Source organism: Ramlibacter tataouinensis, from assembly GCF_027941915.1.
Classification (GTDB): Bacteria; Pseudomonadota; Gammaproteobacteria; order Burkholderiales; family Burkholderiaceae_C; genus Ramlibacter; species Ramlibacter tataouinensis_C.
The window spans coordinates 1,313,688-1,333,640 of the sequence record NZ_CP116009.1 but is presented as its reverse complement, the minus strand read 5'-3'; the positions used below and the strand labels follow the sequence as shown (position 1 = coordinate 1,333,640).

The 19,953-nt window shown below is 68.5% G+C and carries 20 protein-coding genes, 1 tRNA gene and 1 pseudogene; 13 read left to right on the top strand and 9 right to left on the bottom strand.

Going from position 1 to position 19,953, the window contains the following annotated elements:
* The first annotated feature begins 161 nt into the window (after positions 1 to 161).
* The 3 genes from PE066_RS06250 (at position 162) to infA (ending at position 1,147) form a co-directional block, all read left to right on the top strand.
* Positions 162 to 380, top strand: a complete 219-nt coding sequence (locus PE066_RS06250) for a cold-shock protein (protein ID WP_271235695.1) — start codon at positions 162 to 164, stop codon at positions 378 to 380.
* Positions 381 to 554: 174 nt separating this feature from the next.
* Positions 555 to 866, top strand: coding sequence for a hypothetical protein (locus tag PE066_RS06245; protein WP_271235694.1), 312 nt, complete (start codon positions 555 to 557; stop codon positions 864 to 866).
* 11 nt (positions 867 to 877) lie between these two features.
* Entirely contained in the window at positions 878 to 1,147 is a 270-nt protein-coding gene (gene infA / locus PE066_RS06240) for a translation initiation factor IF-1 (RefSeq protein ID WP_271235693.1), read from the top strand.
* 428 nt (positions 1,148 to 1,575) lie between these two features.
* On the opposite strand, the pseudogene msrA reads toward infA, so the two are convergent.
* A pseudogene (gene msrA, locus PE066_RS06235) lies at positions 1,576 to 2,053 on the bottom strand (peptide-methionine (S)-S-oxide reductase MsrA); the annotation flags it as partial.
* A 134-nt stretch (positions 2,054 to 2,187) separates the two neighbouring features.
* On the opposite strand from msrA, the gene PE066_RS06230 reads away from it, so the two are divergent.
* Both PE066_RS06230 and PE066_RS06225 read left to right on the top strand, forming a co-directional pair.
* On the top strand, positions 2,188 to 3,261 hold the full coding sequence (locus tag PE066_RS06230) for a hypothetical protein (protein ID WP_271235692.1): 1,074 nt from the start codon (positions 2,188 to 2,190) through the stop codon (positions 3,259 to 3,261).
* 175 nt (positions 3,262 to 3,436) lie between these two features.
* A complete protein-coding gene (locus PE066_RS06225; RefSeq protein ID WP_271235691.1) occupies positions 3,437 to 3,952 on the top strand; it encodes a GNAT family N-acetyltransferase in 516 nt (171 codons plus the stop codon).
* A gap of 129 nt (positions 3,953 to 4,081) precedes the next feature.
* Here the strand turns inward: PE066_RS06225 and PE066_RS06220 are convergent, their stop codons facing one another.
* Complete coding sequence (locus PE066_RS06220; protein WP_271235690.1) at positions 4,082 to 5,419, bottom strand: amidase; 1,338 nt, start codon at positions 5,417 to 5,419, stop codon at positions 4,082 to 4,084.
* Complete coding sequence (locus PE066_RS06215) at positions 5,377 to 6,363, bottom strand: Bug family tripartite tricarboxylate transporter substrate binding protein (protein ID WP_271235689.1); 987 nt, start codon at positions 6,361 to 6,363, stop codon at positions 5,377 to 5,379. Before PE066_RS06215 ends, PE066_RS06220 begins: the two co-directional genes overlap by 43 nt.
* A 97-nt stretch (positions 6,364 to 6,460) precedes the next feature.
* Between PE066_RS06215 and PE066_RS06210 the strand changes: the two genes are divergently transcribed.
* The 7 genes from PE066_RS06210 to PE066_RS06180 all read left to right on the top strand — a co-directional run bounded on the left by PE066_RS06210 (position 6,461) and on the right by PE066_RS06180 (position 13,190).
* Positions 6,461 to 7,369: a LysR family transcriptional regulator gene (locus PE066_RS06210; RefSeq protein ID WP_271235688.1), complete on the top strand. Its 909-nt coding sequence runs from the start codon at positions 6,461 to 6,463 to the stop codon at positions 7,367 to 7,369.
* Positions 7,370 to 7,410: 41 nt separating this feature from the next.
* A complete protein-coding gene (locus PE066_RS06205) occupies positions 7,411 to 8,304 on the top strand; it encodes a LysR family transcriptional regulator (RefSeq protein WP_271235687.1) in 894 nt (297 codons plus the stop codon).
* Between the two features lie 104 nt (positions 8,305 to 8,408).
* On the top strand, positions 8,409 to 9,824 hold the full coding sequence (gene tcuA, locus PE066_RS06200) for an FAD-dependent tricarballylate dehydrogenase TcuA (RefSeq protein ID WP_271235686.1): 1,416 nt from the start codon (positions 8,409 to 8,411) through the stop codon (positions 9,822 to 9,824).
* Positions 9,811 to 11,004 carry a tricarballylate utilization 4Fe-4S protein TcuB gene (tcuB, locus tag PE066_RS06195; protein WP_271235685.1) on the top strand — a complete coding sequence of 398 codons (1,194 nt, stop codon included), beginning with the start codon at positions 9,811 to 9,813 and terminating at the stop codon, positions 11,002 to 11,004. The genes tcuA and tcuB overlap by 14 nt, the downstream gene beginning before the upstream one ends.
* Positions 11,005 to 11,035: 31 nt before the next feature.
* Positions 11,036 to 12,016 carry a Bug family tripartite tricarboxylate transporter substrate binding protein gene (locus PE066_RS06190; RefSeq protein ID WP_271235684.1) on the top strand — a complete coding sequence of 327 codons (981 nt, stop codon included), beginning with the start codon at positions 11,036 to 11,038 and terminating at the stop codon, positions 12,014 to 12,016.
* Between the two features lie 8 nt (positions 12,017 to 12,024).
* Positions 12,025 to 12,612: a chromate transporter gene (locus PE066_RS06185; RefSeq protein ID WP_271235683.1), complete on the top strand. Its 588-nt coding sequence runs from the start codon at positions 12,025 to 12,027 to the stop codon at positions 12,610 to 12,612.
* The gene (locus PE066_RS06180; RefSeq protein ID WP_271235682.1) at positions 12,609 to 13,190 is read left to right on the top strand and encodes a chromate transporter; all 582 of its coding nucleotides are present in this window, start codon (positions 12,609 to 12,611) and stop codon (positions 13,188 to 13,190) included. Before PE066_RS06185 ends, PE066_RS06180 begins: the two co-directional genes overlap by 4 nt.
* 34 nt (positions 13,191 to 13,224) lie before the next feature.
* On the opposite strand, the gene PE066_RS06175 is transcribed toward PE066_RS06180, so the two are convergent.
* Positions 13,225 to 13,428 carry an oxidoreductase-like domain-containing protein gene (locus tag PE066_RS06175; RefSeq protein WP_271235681.1) on the bottom strand — a complete coding sequence of 68 codons (204 nt, stop codon included), beginning with the start codon at positions 13,426 to 13,428 and terminating at the stop codon, positions 13,225 to 13,227.
* Positions 13,429 to 13,883: 455 nt separating this feature from the next.
* Between PE066_RS06175 and PE066_RS06170 the strand changes: the two genes are divergently transcribed.
* Positions 13,884 to 14,441 (top strand): GAF domain-containing protein, encoded by a 558-nt coding sequence (locus tag PE066_RS06170; RefSeq protein ID WP_271235680.1) that lies wholly within the window; start codon positions 13,884 to 13,886, stop codon positions 14,439 to 14,441.
* A 79-nt stretch (positions 14,442 to 14,520) separates the two neighbouring features.
* Here the strand turns inward: PE066_RS06170 and PE066_RS06165 are convergent.
* The 5 genes from PE066_RS06165 to prfB form a co-directional block, all read right to left on the bottom strand.
* A tRNA-Thr gene (locus PE066_RS06165) sits at positions 14,521 to 14,596 on the bottom strand.
* Between the two features lie 105 nt (positions 14,597 to 14,701).
* The gene (locus PE066_RS06160) at positions 14,702 to 14,959 is read right to left on the bottom strand and encodes an acyl carrier protein (protein ID WP_271235679.1); all 258 of its coding nucleotides are present in this window, start codon (positions 14,957 to 14,959) and stop codon (positions 14,702 to 14,704) included.
* A 194-nt stretch (positions 14,960 to 15,153) separates the two neighbouring features.
* Positions 15,154 to 16,167 (bottom strand): class 1 fructose-bisphosphatase, encoded by a 1,014-nt coding sequence (locus PE066_RS06155; RefSeq protein ID WP_271235678.1) that lies wholly within the window; start codon positions 16,165 to 16,167, stop codon positions 15,154 to 15,156.
* Positions 16,168 to 16,183: 16 nt separating this feature from the next.
* Positions 16,184 to 18,832 (bottom strand): aminopeptidase N, encoded by a 2,649-nt coding sequence (pepN, locus tag PE066_RS06150; protein ID WP_271235677.1) that lies wholly within the window; start codon positions 18,830 to 18,832, stop codon positions 16,184 to 16,186.
* Positions 18,833 to 18,841: 9 nt separating this feature from the next.
* A protein-coding gene (gene prfB / locus PE066_RS06145; RefSeq protein WP_271235676.1) for a peptide chain release factor 2 occupies positions 18,842 to 19,946 on the bottom strand; the annotation gives its coding sequence in 2 pieces (ribosomal slippage) (positions 18,842 to 19,864 and positions 19,866 to 19,946; 1,104 coding nt in all).
* Positions 19,947 to 19,953: the final 7 nt, after the last annotated feature.

The window sequence follows — 19,953 nt, the reverse complement described above, 5'->3', positions numbered from 1 at the left end:
CATGGCCTTGCTGACGTTTCGCAAGAGTCCGCATCTCAAGGTTTCTCTTCCCCTGCTCCCGCCGCGCGCGGCGAGTCGTAGTCGAATCTCCCCCGATGGTTTCTTGGCGTTCGCACGGCGCGGTGAAGTGCTGCGCCGGAGAAACTTTTTCAAGGATCGACATGACGACCAACCAGAGCGGAACCGTGAAGTGGTTCAACGAGAGCAAGGGCTACGGCTTCATCACGCCGGATTCCGGCGGCAAGGACCTTTTCGCGCATTTCCGCGAAATCCAGGGCGGTGACGCCTTCAGGACGCTCGCGGAAAATGCACGCGTGCATTTCGATGTGACCGAAGGGCCCAAGGGGCTGCAGGCGTCCAACATTCGCCCCGCCGCCTGAGCAGAGCCTGCGCCGCGAAGGTCGTCCCGTTTCGGCCCACCGGCAGCTCGCGGCCCTCAGGCTGCACCGGACCCATTCGTCCAACCCTGGTCGGCGCCCTGTGCGCGCGCCGACGAGCAGCCATCCACGGCGCTCCACAGGCCACCCCAGCACCCCTTTTTTTTTGGAGTTGCCATGCAATTTCGCTTCTCGAACACAGGCCCGGCCGTTCCCGGCAGCAGTGCCGCCGAAGGCGCGCCGGCCAGCCAGCGGGCTTCCACGGAACCCCGCACGGTCGGCAAGTACGTCGTCTCTCCCTTGATCAAGTCGCTGGACGACGGCTGGTTCGCCTCTTCCGTGTCCATCCGCTCCGGCTCGGGCCGCGGCATGACCGATCGCATCCTCCGTCTCAAGCAGCAGTTTCGCTGCGCGAATGAAGCGGCGGCGTTCGCCCACAGTGAAGCCATGCAGTGGATCAGTGCTTCGCGCCAGCCGCTCGCGGCTTGAGGAGAGCTTCGATGAGCAAAGAGGATTTGATCGAAATGCGGGGAAGAGTGGCCGAGGTGCTGCCCGACTCGCGCTTCAAGGTTACGCTCGACAACGGGCATGAGCTCGTTGCGTATGCCGGAGGCAAGATGCGCAAGCACCGGATCCGCGTGATCGCCGGCGATGACGTCACGCTCGAGCTGTCTCCGTATGACTTGAACAAGGGCCGGATCATGTTCCGCCACCTGCCACAGCGGCAGGCAGGCGCCGGAGCGCCCCGTCCAGCGCCGCGGAGGCGCTGAGCCCCCGTGAGGGCCGCTCCGGCCGTGGCGCCGGAGCGAGCATAGGCCCTGCGAGCCTGCTTGGGGGCCACTAATGCGAATCCGCGGCCTTCTCAGCGCAACCAAGCCACGAGTTTGGCGGCCACGGATGGATCGCTCAGGAGATCCAGGTAGTTAACGCCAGGCGCCACTCAGGTCCGGGCGCGAGGAATGCGCAGCGCATGGCTGTGCCGTGCGTGCCGGCCGAGCGCGCTGTCCCCCGACACGAGGCCATCCCTCCATGACTGGCCCGTATCGGCGGGCCCGAGCGCGCCGGCCTTGCGTACTTGCAGAGCAGTCCCAGCAGCCTTGTGGAAGCGCTGGGCCGCCGCATCGGATCCCAGTCCTCTCGCGCTGCAGCCCAGCGAACGTCCGACTCAAGCGGGCCGTGGCTGGGGGCTTCACCACGCCTACTGGGCCGATACCAGAACGGGCTGCTCGCGGTACAGCTGCGGCAGGGCCGACTTGAAGTTGGCGATCTTCGGCAGGTCGTAGCTGGCGATGTACGGCGAGCCGGGGTGAAGCGTCGCGTAGTCCTGGTGGTAGGCCTCGGCGGGAAAGAAGCCGGTGAGCGGGCGGACTTCGGTCACGATCCTGGCGGGGAACACCCGGGCCGCGTCCAGCTTCTCGATGTAACTCTCCGTCACCCGCTTCTGGTCCGCATTGCGATAGAACACCGCGGATCGGTACTGCGACCCGACGTCCGGACCTTGCCGGTTCAGCGTGGTCGGGTCATGCGCGACCGAGAAGTAGATCTGCAGCAGCGTCCCGAAGGACACCTGCTTCGGGTCGTACGTGACCTGGACCGACTCGGCGTGCCCGGTGAGGCCCGTGCCCACCAGCTCACCGGGCGGTGCGCTGGTCACCCCCGGCGTAGCCCGCTGTGCTTGCCCCGGCATCGTTTCATGAGCACCGGAACGGCATTTCATGTTGCATCGCAACACGGGGGCAGGCATTCTCACCATAATCAGTTGTCGCCGCGCCTGCACCGCGTGCTCCGGTTTGCCAACCTTGGAGTCACCATGTCCTCCATCCTGATCCTCGGAGCGTCGTACGGGTCGTTGCTGGCAACGCGCCTGTCCATGGCGGGTCACAACGTGTGCCTCGTCTGCACCGCTCCTACGGCGGAGCTGATCAACCGCGACGGAACGCGCGCGCGGTTTCCCGTCGAGGGGCGCGATCAGCTGGTGGAGGTCGACAGCCGCAAGCTCCCGGGCACCATCGCCGCGGCAGCCACCGGCGATGCCCAGCCAGCCGGCTTCGACCTGGCCATCCTTGCCATGCAGGAGCCCCACTATGGTGAGGATGGCGTGCGACAGCTGATGGAACGCCTGGCTCGTGCGGCGATTCCGTGCCTGGCGGTCATGAACATGCCTCCGCCGCCGTACCTGCGCCGGATCCCGGGCCTGCAGGTCGACCCGCTCGCACCATGCTTCGCCGACCTTCGGCTGTGGGACGGCTTCGAGCCGGGGCTCGTCTCGCTCGCCAGTCCTGACCCTCAGGCATTCCGCCCTGCCGGGGAACCGAAGAACGTGCTGCAGGTCGGCCTGCCCACCAACTTCAAGTGCGCCCCGTTCGAGAGCGACACCCACACCGCGCTGCTGCGCCGGCTGTCAGCCGACATCGAGAACGCACGTTACGAGGCGCAGGGAGAGTCCCTGCAACTCCCCGTCAAGCTCAAGGCGCACCAGTCGATGTTCGTGCCGCTGGCGAAGTGGCCGATGCTCATGGCCGGCAACTACCGCTGCATCGGGGAGGACGGCATTGTTCCGATCGCCAATGCCGTGTACGACGACCCTGATCGCTCGCGTGCGATCTACAACTGGGTGGAGGATCTCTGTCTTGCCCTCGGAGCGCAACGAGATGACCTGGTGCCCTTCCAAAAATACGCGGCAGCCGCGGCTTCTCTGAAGAAGCCGTCTTCGGTTGCACGCTCCCTTGCAGCCGGCGCGGAGAAGATCGAGCGGGTCGATCTTCTCGTGCAATGCATCAGCGCCCAGAGGGGTCTCTCACACCCTGACGTGGATGCCATCGTGGGTCGCGTGAACGAGGCTCTGCGCCATAACAGGGCGGCGGCCGGACACTTGGCCGTCTGATATCAGCCTCTACCCACCCCCTGTTGCAGTGAACTCGCCGGCAAGACCATTGCTTGAGCCAGGCCATGGTCTCCACGCAACGTCTGCAGGCTTCCAGGTCGGCTTCAGGGCCAAGCTTAGATGGCTGCTTCCGGCCAGAAAGAGCGCTCACGAACACGTCCGACATAATTTCCCCATGTCTGGCTCGCTGCCTCCAATCGACGTCCGCCCGGCCAGCGTCGGCGACGTTTCCCTCATCCTTCGATTCATCAAGGAGCTGGCCGCATACGAAAGAGCGGAGCAGCAGGTCGTCGCTACCGAGGCGAGTCTCAGGGCATCGTTGTTCGGGGAAGGGGCCCGTGCACACGCCCTGATCTGCCGCGTGGCGGGTGCGGACGCTGGATTCGCCGTCTACTTCTTCAATTACTCCACTTGGCAGGGCAGGCAAGGTCTCTACCTCGAAGACCTGTACGTGTCGCCTGCTTACCGAAATGCTGGCGCGGGCAAGAAAATGCTGCAGCACTTGGCGCGCATGGCGGTGACGAAAGGGTGCGGCCGCTTCGAGTGGAGCGTGCTGGACTGGAACGAGCCTGCGGTGGCGTTCTACGAATCCATCGGCGCGGTCGCCATGACCGAATGGGTGCGGTACCGATTGGAGGGCGAGGGACTGGCCCAGCTCGCCAAAGATAGCGGTGCAGGGTCTACCGCCTAGCCCCGCTCGGAAGGCGACCGCGATCGGGAAACGGCAGGCCGTCGGGCTCGCCCGGCCTGCGCGCTGCGACCTGGGCAGTCGGCCCGATGCGCCTGCTTCGGCTCAATGGGCGAAGACCGACCCCACCATCTAGCGGTCCGCCGCCACGCGCGCGAGGAAGGCGGCGATGGCCAGCAGCCGCGCGTCGTCGCCATGCGCGCCGATGGCCTGCACGCCGATCGGCAGCCCCTGCGGTCCGCGGGTGACCGGGAAGGAGACGCAGGGCACGTGCAGCAGGCTCCATAGCGCGCCGAACCTCGGCGAACCGGAGTCGGCCAGGCCGGCATCGGCCTCGCCTTGCGCCGGCGGATAGAGCAGGGCGTCGACACCGTCGAACAGCGATGCCAGCTGCGCGCGCGCCAGTGCGGCCCGGCGCCGCATCGTGAGGTACTCGTCCGGCGTGATGCCCAGGCCACCGGCCAGGCGCTGCTTCAGCCGCTCGCTGAACTTGTCGCTGTCGTGGAGCCGTTCGTGCGCCAGGGACTGGCGTGCCTCGAAAGCGAACAGGCGTGCCTGCAGGTCGTACAGGTCTTCGATCTCGCGCGGCAGCGTGATCGTGCGCACGACCGCGCCGTGACGCTGCGCCTCGCGGGCGACCCGTTCGACCGCGTCGATCATCTCGGGCCTGGCATGTTCCCATTGCCCGGAGCGGCAGATCGCCAGCCGCGGAGAAAGGTCATCCCGGTCGGCGACCCTGGCGCCGTGCAGGCCGAAGGCGAAGAAGGCGGCGTCTTCCACCGTGCGCGTGAGCAGCCCGATCGTGTCCTGCGTCGGGCTCAGTGGCTTGAGGCCTGCCGTCCCGATGAACCCGAACGTCGGCTTGTAGCCGACGACGCCGCAGTAGGAGGCGGGCCGCACGATGGAAGCCGTGGTCTGGGTGCCGAAGGCCACCGGCACCATGCAGTCGGCGACGGCGGCGGCCGATCCGCTGGAAGACCCGCCAGGGGTGTGGCGCAAGTCGTGCGGGTTGCGCGTGTTGCTCGGGGTCTGCGTGGCGAACTCGCTCGTCGCGACCTTGCCGAGGAGCACCGCCCCGTTCTCGCATGCCCGGGCCACGCTCCCGGCGTCGACCCGAGGCCGGTGCCCCAGGTAGATCGGCGATCCGTACGCCGTTTCGTAGTCGCGGGTTTCGATCACGTCCTTGACCGCGAAGGGGATGCCCCTCAGCACGCCACCGGTCTGCTGGTCCGCGTGCCGGGCATGGCGCAAGGCGAGCTCGTGGTCCGTTGCGGTGAAGGCGAGCACGTCCAGGTTGCGCTCCGCTATCCGGTCCAGGCAAGCCCGGACCAGGGCTTCGCTGGTCAGCGTACCCGCTTCGATGGCCCGGGCCGCCTCGAGCGCGCTGAGCTGATTGGGAGACTTCATTCGGCCGGCTTCCCCCGCGTTCACTGCAGCGTGATGTGGGCGTCCTGGATGATCTTGGCCCAACGGTCATGCTCTTTCTTCACGAAGGCGGCGAACTCCTCCGACGAACTCGCCGCCGGCTCGGCACCTTGTGCCAGCAGCTGCTCCTTGACCTTGGGCTCGCTGAGGATCTTCACGACCTCCGCGTTCAGCCGCTGCAGGATCGGCTTGGGCACGGCTGCCGGCGCGAACAGGCCGAACCAACCTTCCACCGAGTAGCCCGGCACGCCGGCTTCAGCGATCGTGGGGACCTCGGCCAGCAGCGGCGATCGCTTGGGTGAAGTGACGCCCAGCGCCGTCAGCTTGCCGGCACGAATGTGCTGAAGGCAGAGCGGCAGGTTGCAGAACATGCCCGTCACGCGGCCCGCCATGACGTCCGTGACGGGGGCGCTGCCGCCCTTGTACGGGATGTGCAGCAGGTCCGGCGTGCGCGTGCTTGCCTTGAACAGCTCTCCGGACAGGTGCATGCTGCCGCCGGCGCCGCTGGAGGCGAAGCTGAGCTTCTGCGTGCGCGCGGCCTCGATGAATTCCTTCACGTTGCGCACGGGGACCTGCGGCCCCACCACCAGCACGTTCGGCACGGTGGCGACGTTGGTGATCGGCGCAAAGTCGCGCAGCGGATCGAAGCGCAGGTTCTTGTGCAGGCTGGGATTGATGGCGTTGGTGCTGGCCGCGCCCATCAGGAGCGTGTAGCCGTCCGCAGGGGCGGCCGCCGCGAAAGCGGCGCCTATGTTGCCATCCGCGCCGGGCTTGTTGTCGACGATGACGTTCTGGCCCAGGGCTTCGCCCAGTCGCTGCGCGACGATGCGCGCCAGGATGTCGGTGACGCTGCCGGCGGCGAACGGCACGACCATCTGGATCGGCTTGCTCGGGTAGGCCGCGGGCGCTTGCGCGAAGGCGGCGCCGGCCGTCCCAAGAAGGCAGATTGCGGTGCCCAGGATCAGGCGGCGAGAGGTCTTGATGGCCATCGATGACTCCAGTTCTTGAGTTGGCCGGGAGTGTAGGAACCGGCCGTTTGTTCCGTCCAATATAAAATTTGTCTTGATTGATCTGATAATCGACTTAATGGCCCTGGTTTCGCGCGCGCTCGGCGCCTTCGTCGTGGTTGCCGAAGAATTGCACTTCGGCCGGGCCGCGCGGCGCTTGCACATGAGCCAGCCGCCCCTCAGCCAGCAGATCCGGCAGCTCGAAGAGGACGTCGGCGCGACCCTGTTCACGCGCACCACCCGGTCGGTGCAGCTGACGCCGGCGGGGCGGCTGTTGCTCGATCGCGCGCGGCGGCTGGCAGCGGATGCCGATGCAGCGGTCAAGGCGGTGGGGCGCCTCGCCCGTGGCGAGGAAGGCAGCCTGACCCTGGGGTTCACGCACAGCACGGTCTACCGGGTCCTGCCCCAGGTGCTGGAGGCGTTCCGGGCCCGGCTTCCCAACGTCGAGCTGGAACTCAAGCAGTTCACCTCCGGCCTGCTGGTCGAAGGGGTTCGTACGGGACGGGTCGACGTCGCCCTGGTCAGGCTCTCGCCTTCCATGCTGGATACCGAGCTGCGGGCGCAAGAGATCGTGCGCGACCGGATGATGTTGCTCATGCCGGCCGATCACCCGCTCGCGCGGCTGGACGCCGTTCCCGTGAAGGCCCTGGAGGGACTTCCGTTCGTGGCCTATTCCGCCGAGGACTCCCGCTACTTCCACGAGGTGGTGGAGCGCGTGTTCGCTCGCCACGAGGTTCGGCCCCGCATCGTGCACGAGAGCTTCCTGCCGACGATGGTGGCGCTCGTCGAAGCGCGCATGGGTCTTGCCCTGGTGCCGGCCCCCGCGGTGGCGCAGCGGGAGGGCGTGCTCACTGTCCGGCCGCTCGCGGGCGTGGAGGACGGTCTCGACCTGGCCAGTCTTCATTGCGTCTGGCGGCGAGATGCCTCGAATCCAGTGGTGCGGGCATTCGTCGAGGTGCTGCTGCAGCAGAACACGGCGCCGGGGTGAGCACCGCGCGCCACGTTAGACGAACAACCAACAGCAGACCCATGAAGATCGATTTCGACGGCGTGCAGGCCTTCGTTGTCGTCGCCGAACTCGGTGGATTCAACCGAGCCGCGCGCGAACTGCACATCTCCCAGACGGCGCTGACGCGGCGGATCCAGAAACTGGAGAGCTACCTGGGGCTCAAGCTGCTCGATCGGACGACGCGGCGCGTCGAACTGACGGCCGTCGGACGCGACTTCCTGCCGCAGGCGCGCGCCATGGTGCAGGAGATGACCACGGCGGTGGAGCGGCTGAAGGACATGTCGCTGCACGGGCGCGGCAGCTTCACGCTCGCCTGCATCCCGTCCATGACATCGCACGTGCTGCCCCGCGTCATGCGGCAGTACGCGCAGCAATACCCGGCGAACCGCATGCGCCTGCTCGATGGCGCCGACAGCGAGGTGCGCGACGCGGTACTGACGGGCCAGGCGGAACTGGGCATCGCGATCCAGACGGAGAAGCATCCGGACCTGATGGAGGCGCCGCTGTTCTCCGATCCGCTCGCGTTCATCTGCCTGGTGCCGCATCCGCTGCAGGACCGCAAGAGCGTGACCTGGTCCGACATGCGCGAAGTCGACCTGATCGGTGTCAGCAGCTTCGTGGCCACGCGCATCTTCATGGACTACCAGCTGGCCCGGCGCGGCATCCGCCTGCTCGCCCGCTACGAGGTGCAGCACCACGCCACGGCCGTGAACCTGGTGGCGGCCGGCGTCGGCAGCGCGATCCTGCCGTCGTCCACGTTCAAGGAAGGCGACCGCCCCGGCGTGCGCAAGATCCCGCTGAAGAACCCCGAAGTCCGCCGCAAGGTCGTCCTGCTGCGGCACCGGCGCTCCAGCCTGTCGCCGGCGGCCGAAGCCTTCCACGCGCTCCTGCGCGGGATGCGGCTCGAGCATTGATGCGCCGATCGCAATAGTCGCGACCACTTTTTCATTTCCCACGAGGGTTGCGTGCGACCACAATCCGCCCCGGCGAATTCTCGAAGAACGGACGGCGGGACACCATGGGCACGGACGTGCTGGTCATCGGCGGCGGCAACGCCGCCTTGTGCGCCGCCTTGATGGCGGCGGAGGCGGGCGCGAGCGTCCTGCTGCTGGAGGCCGCACCGCGCCCCTGGCGCGGCGGCAACTCGGCCCATACGCGCAACCTGCGGTGCATGCACGATGCGCCGCAGGACGTGCTGGTGGACGCCTACCCGGAAGAGGAGTTCTGGCAGGACCTGCTGAAGGTGACGGGCGGGCTCACCGACGAACACCTCGCACGCCTGACCATCCGCGCCTCCGCCACCTGCCGCGACTGGATGCGCAGCCACGGCGTGCGCTTCCAGCCGCCCTTGTCGGGCGCGCTGCACGTGGCCCGCACCAACGCCTTCTTCATGGGCGGCGGCAAGGCGCTGGTCAATGCCTACTACCGCAGCGCGGAACGGCTGGGGGTGCGGGTCCGCTACGAGGCGCCGGTCGACCGCATCGAGATCGCCGACGGCCGTTTCGTCGCGGCCTGGGTCGGCGGCGAGCGCATCGAGGCCAGGGCCTGCGTGCTGGCGGCCGGCGGCTTCGAGTCCAACCGCGAGTGGCTGCGCGCAGCCTGGGGCCGCAATGAGCGCGGCGAGTGGCCGGCCGACAACTTCCTGATCCGCGGCACGCGCTTCAACCAGGGCGTGCTGCTGCGCCACCTGCTCGAGGACCACGGCGCCGATCGCATCGGCGACCCGACCCAGGCCCACATGGTGGCGATCGACGCCCGCGCGCCGCTTTATGACGGCGGCATCTGCACGCGCATCGACTGCGTCTCGCTCGGGGTGGTCGTCAATCGCGAGGCGCGCCGCTTCTACGACGAGGGCGAGGACTTCTGGCCCAAGCGCTATGCCATCTGGGGCCGGCTGGTCGCGCAGCAGCCGGGGCAGATCGCCTGGTCGATCATCGACGCCAAGGCGGTGGGGCGCTTCATGCCGCCGGTGTTCCCGGGTGTCCAGGCCGACAGCCTGGCGGAACTCGCGCGCGGCATCGGGCTGGATTCCGACGCGTTCGAGCAGACCCTGCGCGAGTACAACGCCGCCTGCCGCGGCGACAGGTTCGACCACACGCGGCTGGATGACTGCCGCACCGACGGCCTAGTGCCGCCCAAGACGCACTGGGCGAGGCCGATCGACACGCCTCCCTTCTATGCCTACGCCGTGCGTCCCGGCATCACCTTCACCTACCTCGGATTGCGCACCGACGAGACCGCCGCCGTGCGCTTCGGCGACGTGCCGAGTCCCAACCTGTTCGTCGCCGGCGAGATGATGGCCGGCAACGTGCTGGGGCAGGGCTACACGGCCGGCGTGGGCATGTCCATCGGCACGGCTTTCGGCCGCATCGCCGGCAGCCATGCAGCGCGAGCCGCCCTCAGCCAGAAGACGCCTTCCCATGCAATCGCTTGAAGCCCTGACCCGCGACGCGCGCGCGCTGGCGGCGGGCCAGTTCGTCGCTGCCTCCAGCCCCACCGTGTCCAGCCCCGACGAGGCCGAGGTGGCCCGCCAGCTGCAGATCTGCAACGCCTGCCGCTACTGCGAGGGCTTCTGCGCGGTGTTTCCGGCGATGACCCGGCGTCTGAGTTTCGCCAACGCCGACATCCACTACCTGGCCAACCTGTGCCACAACTGCGGCGCCTGCCTGCATGCCTGCCAGTACGCGCCGCCGCACGAGTTCGCCGTCAACGTGCCGCAGTCGATGGCCCGCGTGCGCCGGCAGACCTATGCGGACTTCGCCTGGCCGCCCGCATTGGGCGCGCTCTACCACCGCAACGGACTGGCGGTGTCGGTCGCACTCGCGCTGGGGCTGGCCCTGTTCCTCGCACTGGGGGTGGCAGCCAAGGGAAGCCTGTGGGACGCAGTGCCGGGCGGCCACTTCTACGACCTGTTCCCGCACAACCTGATGGTCGGGCTGTTCGCGCCGGTGTTCCTGTTCGCCGTGCTGGCGCTCGGCATGGCGGTGCGCCGCTTCTGGCGCGAGGTGACGCCGGCCACCGGCGGCGCCCCCGTTGGCGCTGCCGCCGCCGCGGAGGCCACGCAGGACGCGCTGCGCCTGAAGTACCTGGACGGCGGCCACGGCGAAGGCTGTTCGAACGAGGACGACGCCTACACCCTCTGGAGGCGCCGCTTCCACCACTTCACGTTCTATGGCTTCGGGCTCTGTTTCGCCGCGACGAGCGTGGCCACGCTCTACCACTACCTGCTGGGATGGCAGGCGCCCTACGACCTTCCGTCGCTGCCCAAGCTGCTGGGAGCCGCCGGCGGCGTGAGCCTGCTGGTGGGGACGGCCGGACTGTGGCGGCTGCACCGGCGCCGGCACCCGTTGCACGGCGATGCCGGCCAGAAGCCGATGGACCTGGGCTTCATCGCGCTGCTGTTCCTGATCAGCGCCAGCGGCCTCGTCCTGTGGCTGGCGCGCGGCACGCCGGCGCTGGCGCTGCTGCTGTGCCTGCACCTGGGGGCGGTGATGGCGCTGTTCGCCACGCTGCCCTATGGCAAGTTCGCGCACGCCGTCTTCCGCGCCGCGGCGCTGCTGCGATACGCAGTGGAAAGGCGCCAACCCAACCCCATCGGCCTGGGTGCCGATTGACCCGAGTCCAAACGACAAAGAGGAGACAGCCATGAACAAACGCAAGTTGCTGCACTTGGGCGCGCTCGCCGCCGCCGCCCTGCTGGCCCCCGGGCTGGCATCGGCCCAGGAGTTCCCGCCCCGCAAGAGCGTGACGATCGTGGTCGGCTTCGCCGCTGGCGGGGCGGCCGACGCATCGGCGCGGCTCATTGGCAAGAAGCTCGGGGAGAACCTGGGCATCTCGGTAGTGATCGACAACCGGCCGGGTGCGGGCGGCAACATCGCCCACCAGTTCGTGGCCAGCCAGGCGCCCACCGACGGCAGCGTGCTGCTGTTCGGGTCGGTCGGGCCGCTGACCATCGCGCCGCACCTCATGAAGCTGCCCTACGACCCGGTGAAGGACCTGGCGCCCATCACCATGGGGGTGAACTTCCCCAACATCCTGGTCGTGCACGCCGACCTGAAGATCAGGACCTTCGCCGAATTCGTCGCGTATGCGAAGGCGAACCCGGGCAAGCTCGAATACGCCTCCACAGGGCTCGGCTCGGCCTCGCACCTCGCCGGCGAACTGCTGGACGACATGGCCAGGATCAACACGGTGCACGTCCCGTACAAGGGCGGTGCGCCCGCGATGCAGGACCTGGTGGCCGGCCGCGTGGCCTCGTACTACTCGACGTTCAACACCGCGCAGCCGTTCATCGAGAGCGGCAAGCTGATTCCTCTGGCAAGCACCGGCCCCAGCCGGCTTGCGGCCGCGCCGAATGTGCCGACCATCGCCGAGTCGGGCTACCCGGGGTACAGCGCGACCAACTGGTACGCCTTCGTCGCATCCTCCAAGGTGCCCAAGGCGGTGCTGGATCGCTGGAACACGGAACTGGTGAAGGTGCTGAAGTCGCCCGACGTGGCCGAGGCGCTCAACCGCCACGGCATGCCGGCGCAGCCGGGCACCCGGGAGGAACTGGCACGGGAGATCGAGCGGGAGACGGCCATGTGGGGCCGCGTGATCCGCGACCGGAAGATCACGGTCCAGTGAGCGGCCGCGTGACGAGTGCCATCGGCGCCGGCGTGCCGGCGCCGGGCCGCCCGGCGGACCTGTTCTGGGCGTTCTCCTGGCTCTCGCTGCAGGGATTCGGCGGCGTCCTCGCCGTCGTGCAGCGCGAGCTGGTGGAGCGGCGGCGCTGGCTGACCAACGCGCAGTTCGTCGAAGACTGGGCCGTGGCCCAGGTGCTGCCCGGGCCCAACGTGTGCAACCTGGCGCTGATGTTCGGCGATCGCCACTTCGGCTGGCGCGGCGCCGCCGCGGCGCTGGGCGGGCTGCTGGCCTTCCCCTTGCTGCTGCTGCTCCTGCTCGGGACGCTGTATGCCCAGCACGCCGACCATCCGGCCATGGCGGGCGCCCTGCGCGGCATGGGGGCCGTGGCCGCAGGTTTGATCGCGGGCACCGGCTTGAAGCTGCTGGCCGGCCTGCGCAGCCATGCCCTGGGGCTGCCGCTGGCGGCCGGGGCAAGCGCCGCGGCATTTGCCGGTGCGGTGGTCCTGCGCTGGCCGCTGGCCGCCATCGTCCTGGTGCTGGGCGGCAGCACTTGCCTGCTGACCGCCATGTACTTGCGCCGCAGGCCGCCGCCATGAGCGCCGGCGATTGGCTTCAGCTGCTGGCCTTCCACCTGTCCGTGTCGCTGCTCGCCGTCGGCGGCGCGGTCACGCTGGCGCCGGACCTGCACCGCTTCCTGGTGGACGGGCGCGGCTGGCTGAGCGAAACCCAGTTCGGCACCTCGCTGACGCTCGCGCAGGTGGCGCCCGGCCCCAACGTCCTGTTCATTGCGCTGGCGGGCTGGAACGTGGGGGTCAATGCGGGGGCCGGACAGCCCGACGCCATCCGGCTGGCGCTGGCCGCCTTCGGCATGGCCACTTCCGTGTTCGGCGTGCTGGCGCCGAGCTCGCTGCTGGCATTGGTTGCCACGCGATGGAGCCACCGCCATCGCGAACGGCTCGCCATCCGCGCTTTCCGCCAAGGCATGGCGCCGATCGTGGTCGGCCTGCTGCTGTCGACCGCGTGGTTGCTGGCCCAGGCTGCGAGCGCCGGCGCCGCGGGCTGGCGGCCCTGGGCGCTCACCGCCGTGTGCACGCTGCTGGTGTGGCGCACGCGACTGCATCTGGTCTGGATGCTGGCCATGGGGGCGGCGCTGGGGGCGGCCGGCTGGGTCTGAAGGCCCATACGCAGGAACGATCCGGCGGCTTCTCTCAGTCCTGCCGGGCGTCCTCCAGCCACCAGCCCACGGCATCGAAGTAAGACTCCCACACACAGCCGGCACAACCCCGCCCGCAGCAAGTCGTGGGTGTCGGGGGCGGCTGGTGCAAGGAGATGCCCGACGCGGTAGCACGATCCTGTGCCGCCGCGATGGCAAGCATCGCGTCTTCCAGCGTCCTGGGGAGCCTTGAACTCATGGGCCCCGAGCATACGGCGCGCGCAGGGACCTGGACGTCCCGATGCCCGTGATGGCCGGAACGGGACGAAACCGACCTGGGTGTCTCGCCCGCGCCACGCCGCTCGGCGAAGCTTTCAGGGCCGGCTGGTGCTGCTCACGAAAGAGGCAGGTTGCTGGAACCCGCGCCAATTCAGCGGCCGGAGAGTAACTCCCGCGGTTTTCCACAGCCTTCTCCACGCGAGCTGTGAACTTGCCATGCCTGCACCTGTGATAGGGCGGCCTGCGGGCACGGTCGACCCTGGCTCGCAACGCGGGGAGGCCCATGCCGAAGGGTGATCGGCAGGGCCCGGCTTGCTCGCCGCCCGGTTCAATCCGCACGTGCTCGCCGCGAGTGCGGCGCGGCCTGAACGGGCGACAATGCCGCGGCGCGCATTTGAATTCGACGCCGTGCGCACGTGAATCCGGAAGCCGTTTTTGCAGTTCCTCGACTACCACCCCGACGACATCGACGTCCGCATTTCCGAACTACTGGTCGCGACGAGCGACGCCGCCGATCCGCTGGTCCACCCCAAGGTCAAGGAGGCGCTCCGCGTGGTGCGCGATCACCTGGACATGGACGTGGTGTTCGTCTCCCAGCTCCAGCAGAACCGGCGCACGTTCCGGGTCGTCGACGCGAAGCCCGGCATCACCGTGGTGAAGGTGGGGCACTCGGACCCGGTCGAGGAAAGCTGGTGCCACCATGTGGTGAATGGCCGCCTGCCGCAGTTCATCCCCGATGCGCAACCGCTGATCGAGCGCGGCGTGGCGCCCGCCACGTCGATCCAGATCGGCACCCACCTGAGCGCGCCCATCCTGCTGAAAGGCGGCGGCGTCTACGGCACGATCTGCTGCTTCAGCCACCAGGTGGACGATCGCATCGGCGTGAAGGATTTGCAGCGGCTCCAGGCCATGGCGCGCATCCTGGCGGTCAACCTGGACGACTCCGGTGCCGGGGAACTGCAGCTGCAGCCCAAGGAATCGCGAGAGCGGTGAGCGTTCTCGCGCCTCGATGCCAGGGATCAGCGGACGTGGAAACGGGGTTGACCGCGACAGCCAACCCCGTTGTTCATTGTGGTGCCGGAGAGAGGAATCGAACCCCCGACCTTCTCATTACGAATGAGCTGCTCTACCGACTGAGCTACTCCGGCACGTGAGCCGACGATTATAGCGGGCGGCTCCGCCGCCTCTGCGGTTGCGAGGTGCCTATTGAAGGGACGCCGGCCGGTAGGGCGGCGATCCGGAACGCCGCGTGGTCAGGCGGCGATCAGCTCGCGCAGCGCGCTCTCGATCGAGCGGATGCTGCGGAACACGTCGCGCCGGATCATCGGTTCGGGGAACTCCACTTCGAACTCGCCTTCGAGCGCGAACATCACGTTCAGGCGGGCATGGGCGGTCAGGCCGGCCTGGGCCAGGTCGGCGTCGGCGGCCAGGCGGTCCGCGTCGACCGCCAGCCGACCGTGTTCGCGCAGCACCCGCCGGATCGTGTCTTGCGCGTGGGGCAGGCTTGTCATGCGGCCATCTTGGGCCACCTCGGCCGTGGCGCGCTGTCGGACGGCGCCGCAACCACAGCCGCCGCGGGTTATCGGCAGGGCCCGAAAGGACTAACCGTCGCCGCGCGGCGACACCCGAAGTCCCCCGAGGGACGTGGTCCTTGCCCCCGACGCGCTCCCGCGAGCCGGGAAGGAGCCTGCCGAACCCCAGTGGACTACTTGTTGGCCTCGAGGTGGTAGCGCGTCACCCGCTCCACCTCGTTCCTGCTGCCCAGGATCACGCTCACGCGCTCGTGCAGCTTCTTCGGCTCGATGTCGAGGATGCGCTCGCGGCCGTTGGTGGCGGCGCCGCCGGCCTGCTCGACCAGCCAGCCCATGGGGTTGGCCTCGTACATCAGGCGCAGCTTGCCCGGCTTTTCGGGCTCGCGCTTGTCCCAGGGGTACATGAAGATGCCGCCGCGCGTCAGGATTCGGTGCACGTCGGCCACCATGGAGGCGACCCAGCGCATGTTGAAGTCCTTGCCGCGCGGGCCTTCCTTGCCCGCCAGGCACTCGTCGATGTAGCGCTTCACCGGCGCGTCCCAGTGCCGCATGTTGGACATGTTGATCGCGAATTCCTTGGTGTCCTCGGGAATGCGCACGTCCTCCTGGGTCAGCACGAAGGAGCCCTGCTCGCGATCGAGCGTGAACATGGCCACGCCGTCGCCCACCGTCAGCACCAGCGTGGTCTGGGGGCCGTAGATGCAGTAGCCGGCCGCGACCTGCTTGTGCCCGCACTGCAGGAAGTCGCCTTCGTCGACCCCGCGGTCGTCCTCCGGCATGCGCAGGACGCTGAAGATGGTGCCGATGCTGACGTTGACGTCGATGTTGGACGAGCCGTCCAGCGGGTCGAACAGCAGCAGGTACTCGCCCTTGGGAAAGCGGTTGGGCACCACGTAGATGGCTTCCATCTCCTCGCTGGCCATGCCGGCCAGGTGGCCGCCCCATTCGTTGGCCTCGATCAGCACCTCGTTGGCGATGATGTCCAGCTTCTTCTGGATCTCGCCCTGCACGTTGCCGGTGCCGGCCGTGCCCAGCACGTCGCCCAGCGCGCCCTTGTTGACGTGGTGGCTGATGCGCTTGCAGGCGCGGGCCACCACCTCGATCAGCAGCCGCAGCTGGCCGGGGATGTGGCCGTGCGTGCGCTGCTGCTCGACGAGGTAGCGGGTCAGGGATACGTTGTTGGTCATAAGGCTTTCTTCCTCCTCACTCCGCCAGCGCGCGGGTCACCACCTCGCGCACGTCATTCGACAAGTCGGCCTTGGCCGCCACCCGCGCGATCGCCTCGCGGGCGCCGCTGCGCTGGGGCTCGGCCAGCTTGCGCCAGCGGTCCAGCGCGCGCGCCAGCCGGGCCGCCACCTGCGGGTTGATCGCGTCCAGCTCGATCACGCGCTCGCTCCAGAACACGTAGCCGGCGGCATCGGGCCGGTGGAACGCGCCCGGGTTGGCGCTGCAGTAGCTGAAGACCAGGCTGCGCGCGCGGTTCGGGTTGCGGATGTTGAAGTCCGGGTGCTGCATCAGCTGGCGCACCGCCGGCAGGATGTTGCCGCCGCGGTCGGGCGCGCCGGCCTGCAGCGAGAACCACTTGTCCAGCACCAGCGGCTCGTCCTTGAACATGGCGTGGAAGCGCTCCAGCGCGGACCGTGCCAGCTCGTGCCCGCTGATCACCAGCGCCGCCAGCGCGTTGAAGCGGTCGGTCATGTTCGAGGCGTCCTTGAAGCGCTGGTAGGCCTTGCCCGGCCACACCGGGTCGTGCGTGCGGCGCGCCGCGATGCACAGGTGGGTCAGCGCCAACCCGGCCAGCGCGCGCCGGCCGGCGGACACCGGATCGGGCCGGTAGGCGCCGCAGTCCTTGTGCGCCTCGTAGGCCCAGGCCCAGTCGTGCAGCAGCGCGGCGGCCAGCTGCTCGCGCATCGACTCGCGCACCGCATGCACGCGCTGCGGGTCGACCACGTCCAGTTGCTCGGCGATGTAGGTCTCGGCCGGCAGCGTGAGCACCAGCTCCTTGAAGGCGGCGTCCAGCGTCGGGTGGCGCAGGATGCTGCGCATGGCCTCGATGAAGGGGGCGTCCAGGTGGAGCGCGGCCCCGGCCTCGCCGCGGATGGCGGCCAGCGCGCGGTTGACGGCCAGCCGCTGCCCGGCCTCCCAGCGGTTGAACGGGTCGGTGTCGTGCGCCAGCAGCGCCAGCAGCTGCTCGTCGCTGTAGTCGAACTCCAGGATCACCGGCGCGCTGAAGCCGCGCAGGATCGAGGGCACCGGCTCGGCCGCCAGGCCCTCGACCGCCAGCGTCTCGCTGGCCTGCGTGAGCACGTGCAGGCCGTGCGCGACCTCGCGGCCGTCCGGGCCCAGCAGCCCCCAGGCCACCGGGATCACGAACGGCGCCTTGTCGGCCTGGCCCGGCGTGGGCGGGCAGCTCTGTGACAGCGTCAGGCGGTAGGTGCCCGTGGCCGCATCCCACTGCGACGTGGCCTTCACGCGCGGCGTGCCGGCCTGGCTGTACCAGCGCTTGAACTGCGGCAGCAGCTCGTGCAGCTTGCTTTGCGGGTTGGCGTCGGCGATGGCCTGCGCGAACTCGTCGCAGGTGACCGCCTGGCCGTCGTGCCGCTCGAAGTACAGCTTCAGGCCGCGGGCGAAGCCGTCGCGGCCCACCAGGGTCTGCATCATGCGCACGACCTCGGCGCCCTTCTCGTAGATCGTGACCGTGTAGAAGTTGTTGATCTCGAGGTACTGGTCGGGCCGCACCGGGTGCGCCATCGGGCCGGCGTCCTCCGGGAACTGGGCGGTGCGCAGCACCCGCACGTCCTCGATGCGCTTGACGGCGCGGGCCGAGGCCTCACCGGCCAGGTCCTGGCTGAACTCCTGGTCGCGGAACACCGTCAGGCCTTCCTTGAGCGAGAGCTGGAACCAGTCGCGGCAGGTGATCCGGTTGCCGGTCCAGTTGTGGAAGTACTCGTGGCCGACCACCGATTCGATGTTGGCGAAATCGGTGTCGGTGGCGGTGGCCTGGCTGGCCAGCACGTACTTCGTGTTGAAGATGTTCAGCCCCTTGTTCTCCATCGCGCCCATGTTGAAGTCGCTGGTGGCGACGACCATGAAGCGCTCCAGGTCCAGCGGCAGGCCGAAGCGCGCCTCGTCCCAGGCGACCGAGGCCATCAGCGAGTGCATCGCGTGCTCGGTCTTGTCCAGGTCGCCGGCGCGCACGTAGACCTGCAGCAGGTGTTCCTTGCCGCCGCGCGACAGCACCTTCTGCTCGCGGCACACCAGCTGGCCGGCCACCAGCGCGAACAGGTAACTGGGCTTGCGGTGCGGATCGACCCAGCGCGCCCAGTGGCGGCCGTCGTCCAGCTCGCCCGCGCCGACCCGGTTGCCGTTGGACAGCAGCACCGGGTACAGGCGCTTGTCGGCGCGCAGCGTGACGGTGTAGCTGGCCATCACGTCGGGCCGGTCCAGGAAGTAGGTGATGCGGCGAAAGCCCTCGGCCTCGCACTGGGTGAAGAACGAGCCGTTGCTGACGTACAGGCCCATGAGCTGGGTGTTCTTGGCCGGCGCGCAGGTGGTGAAGATCTCCAGCTCGAACGGCTCGTGGCCCTCGGGCAGGTTCTCCAGCACCAGCCGGCCGCCTTCCAGCTTGAACGAGGTGCCCTGGCCGTTGACCAGCACGCGCGCCAGGTTCAGCTCCTCGCCGTCGAGCTTGAGGGGCTGGGCCGGCAGGTCCGGGTTGCGCCGCACCTTCATGCGGTTGAGCACCCGGGTCTTGGCCGGGTCGAGATCGAACACCAGTTCGACCGCGTCGATCCAGTACGGCGGGGGTTGGTAGTCGGCGCGGTAGATCACCGCGTTCTGGCCTTCACGCATGGTGGCTCCTTAGACGCCCTGTTTCAGCGACGCCTCGATGAAAGGATCGAGGTCGCCGTCCAGGACTTTCTGGGTGTTGGAGATCTCGACGTTGGTGCGCAGGTCCTTGATCCGGCTCTGGTCCAGCACGTAGCTGCGGATCTGGTGGCCCCAGCCGACGTCGGTCTTGGTGTCCTCCAGCTTCTGCTGCTCTTCCATCCGCTTGCGCATCTCGTGGTCGTACAGGCGCGAGCGCAGGCGCTGCCAGGCCAGGTCGCGGTTGCTGTGCTGGCTGCGGCTGTCCTGCGACTGCACCACGATGCCGGTGGGAACGTGCGTCAGCCGCACCGCCGAGTCGGTCTTGTTGATGTGCTGGCCGCCGGCGCCGGAGGCGCGGTAGGTGTCCACCCGCACGTCGGCCGGGTTGATGGTGATCTCCACCGAGTCGTCGATCTCGGGGTAGACGAACACGCTGGCGAAGCTGGTGTGGCGACCGCCCGACGAGTCGAACGGCGACTTGCGCACCAGCCGGTGCACGCCGGTCTCGGTGCGCAGCAGCCCGTAGGCGTACTCGCCCTCGATCTTGAGGGTGGCGCCCTTGATGCCGGCCACGTCGCCCGCGGTCTCGTCTTCCACCACGGCCTTGAAGCCCTTGCGCTCGGCATAGCGCAGGTACTGGCGCATCAGCATGCCGGCCCAGTCGCAGGCCTCGGTGCCGCCGGCGCCGGCCTGGATGTCCAGGAAGGCGTTCATCGGGTCGGCCGGCTTGTCGAACATGCGCCGGAACTCCAGCGCCTCGACGGTCTCGGTGAGCTTGCGCGTCTCGGCCTCGAGGGTGAGCAGGCCGGCTTCATCGTCGTCGTCGCGGCTCATCTCGAACAACTCCAGGTTGTCCGCGAGTTCGCGGTCGAGCTGCTGCAGGGTGACGACCACGTCGTCGAGCTGCTTCTTCTCCTTGCCCAGCTCCTGGGCCTTCTTCGGATCGTTCCAGACCGCGGGGTCTTCCAGCGCGGCGTTGACGGTCCTCAGGCGTTCCGACTTGGCATCGTAGTCAAAGATACCTCCGGAGATCGGCGCAGCGCGACTGCAGGTCTTCCAGGGTGCTGCCGATGAGGTTGGTGCGTTCTGCGTCCATGGTTTCG

Coding starts and splice junctions, on each gene's coding strand:
- PE066_RS06245 (WP_271235694.1), top strand. CDS start 555: ATGCAATTTCGCTTCTCGAACACAGGCCCGGCCGTTCCCGGCAGCAGT.
- PE066_RS06250 (WP_271235695.1), top strand. CDS start 162: ATGACGACCAACCAGAGCGGAACCGTGAAGTGGTTCAACGAGAGCAAG.
- PE066_RS06175 (WP_271235681.1), bottom strand. CDS start 13,428: ATGAGTTCAAGGCTCCCCAGGACGCTGGAAGACGCGATGCTTGCCATC.
- PE066_RS06190 (WP_271235684.1), top strand. CDS start 11,036: ATGAACAAACGCAAGTTGCTGCACTTGGGCGCGCTCGCCGCCGCCGCC.
- PE066_RS06205 (WP_271235687.1), top strand. CDS start 7,411: ATGAAGATCGATTTCGACGGCGTGCAGGCCTTCGTTGTCGTCGCCGAA.
- tcuA (WP_271235686.1), top strand. CDS start 8,409: ATGGGCACGGACGTGCTGGTCATCGGCGGCGGCAACGCCGCCTTGTGC.
- PE066_RS06180 (WP_271235682.1), top strand. CDS start 12,609: ATGAGCGCCGGCGATTGGCTTCAGCTGCTGGCCTTCCACCTGTCCGTG.
- PE066_RS06215 (WP_271235689.1), bottom strand. CDS start 6,363: ATGGCCATCAAGACCTCTCGCCGCCTGATCCTGGGCACCGCAATCTGC.
- PE066_RS06155 (WP_271235678.1), bottom strand. CDS start 16,167: ATGACCAACAACGTATCCCTGACCCGCTACCTCGTCGAGCAGCAGCGC.
- PE066_RS06160 (WP_271235679.1), bottom strand. CDS start 14,959: ATGACAAGCCTGCCCCACGCGCAAGACACGATCCGGCGGGTGCTGCGC.
- pepN (WP_271235677.1), bottom strand. CDS start 18,832: ATGCGTGAAGGCCAGAACGCGGTGATCTACCGCGCCGACTACCAACCC.
- tcuB (WP_271235685.1), top strand. CDS start 9,811: ATGCAATCGCTTGAAGCCCTGACCCGCGACGCGCGCGCGCTGGCGGCG.
- infA (WP_271235693.1), top strand. CDS start 878: ATGAGCAAAGAGGATTTGATCGAAATGCGGGGAAGAGTGGCCGAGGTG.
- PE066_RS06210 (WP_271235688.1), top strand. CDS start 6,461: ATGGCCCTGGTTTCGCGCGCGCTCGGCGCCTTCGTCGTGGTTGCCGAA.
- PE066_RS06225 (WP_271235691.1), top strand. CDS start 3,437: ATGTCTGGCTCGCTGCCTCCAATCGACGTCCGCCCGGCCAGCGTCGGC.
- PE066_RS06230 (WP_271235692.1), top strand. CDS start 2,188: ATGTCCTCCATCCTGATCCTCGGAGCGTCGTACGGGTCGTTGCTGGCA.